Below are 1,171 nucleotides of genomic sequence, written 5' to 3'. Positions count from 1 at the left end.
TCCACTCGTGTTCATCGAACCGGTTCGCCATCCGGTCCAGCAGCTTACGGGATGCCGCAATTACGCGGCGGGTTTCATCAAGTGAGAGCCGAAGGTCATCGATGTCTGCGCGCGCGCGACGCTCATTCAACCGAAAACTCGCTATTTGTAAGCGAGAGCTGTCTATTAGATGATACCAATCGGAAACCATCTTTGCAGAACTAGCGCGCCCGCATCTCAAACTTGATCATAGCCTCTAAGAACGTCTCGTTGGACTCGTCGCGAACGGTCATCACAAATTCTCTATAGGGACCATCCGGCAGCTTATCCTTGGTAATCTCGACCAAGGCTTTCACCGCCTCTTGCTTTGCAGCTTCGAGGTCCGGGAGATCGGTACCCACAACGTCAAGGAAGACTTTGCCAGTGTCGGTGAAGTCGAAGAAATAGCGCGGCATACCTACAAACACAGTAACGCGAGAATGGTTCACGCTTGCGTTGCGATTGGCTGTGCAGCGGGCGCTGGCCGCTCTAATGCGCGCAACGCTAACGAGCGTGACCTGACGTCCAATGATGTCCGCGACATTTGGTTAAAAACGTACCCGCCAAGACTCATCGCCCCGATCGGCTTAGAGTTACTTCCGAAAGGAAGCGCTCTCATGCTGCCATTGCCCCACGCCGTCGATCCAAAAGTAGTTGCCGAGATCAACAATCTTCTAGACCAGTACGCCGGGGCGGTACCGGTGCCCGTTCACAAGCTCGCCGCGGTTGTCCGGCTGCGCCTCAGAAGCCATCTTTCCATCGCGACTATTGAGGCGCTGATCGTGGACGAAGCCGAGTGTCGCCACCTGCCCATGCTGTTCGAACTGCCGGCAACACATGCGGCTGTAGTTTCATCTGCTCTGGGCCGTGCGATTTGAAGTTTAGGCGCTCTGCCCGTCTGGCAACGAAAGCGGACCTCAGGTTCGCGAAGCGGTATGCCCACGGTCTTCGATGATGAGCGCAGAGCGGCCCCCCTCATGGCAACCCATTGGTTCTCCCCTCCGGTGTACGTCAAGACCGACCGACATGGGGTCACCTACGGCTGCAACAATGTCGAGGGTGCCGCCGAGGAACTCATGAAGTGGACCGAGAGGGGACCGAAGTGGAATCTGGCGGTGCAAGCCTGCAGCGACGCCTTTGAGGGCCGGGTGTC

General features: G+C 57.1%; 2 protein-coding genes. One reads left to right on the top strand and one right to left on the bottom strand.

What is annotated here, in order from left to right; all coding sequences use genetic code 11:
• Positions 1-200: 200 nt before the first annotated feature.
• On the bottom strand, positions 201-434 hold the full coding sequence (locus tag NKJ17_RS33850; protein ID WP_352692048.1) for a DUF6894 family protein: 234 nt from the start codon (positions 432-434) through the stop codon (positions 201-203).
• Between the two features lie 201 nt (positions 435-635).
• On the opposite strand from NKJ17_RS33850, the gene NKJ17_RS33845 reads away from it, so the two are divergent.
• Complete coding sequence (locus NKJ17_RS33845) at positions 636-896, top strand: hypothetical protein (RefSeq protein ID WP_352478416.1); 261 nt, start codon at positions 636-638, stop codon at positions 894-896.
• The last annotated feature ends 275 nt before the right edge of the window (positions 897-1,171 follow it).

The organism is Mesorhizobium sp. M0208, assembly GCF_040322015.1.
Lineage (GTDB): Bacteria > Pseudomonadota > Alphaproteobacteria > Rhizobiales > Rhizobiaceae > Mesorhizobium.
Note: the sequence above shows the minus strand (reverse complement) of the source record. Positions and strands in the feature narration are given on the sequence as shown.

Coding starts and splice junctions, on each gene's coding strand:
- NKJ17_RS33850 (WP_352692048.1), bottom strand. CDS start 434: ATGCCGCGCTATTTCTTCGACTTCACCGACACTGGCAAAGTCTTCCTT.
- NKJ17_RS33845 (WP_352478416.1), top strand. CDS start 636: ATGCTGCCATTGCCCCACGCCGTCGATCCAAAAGTAGTTGCCGAGATC.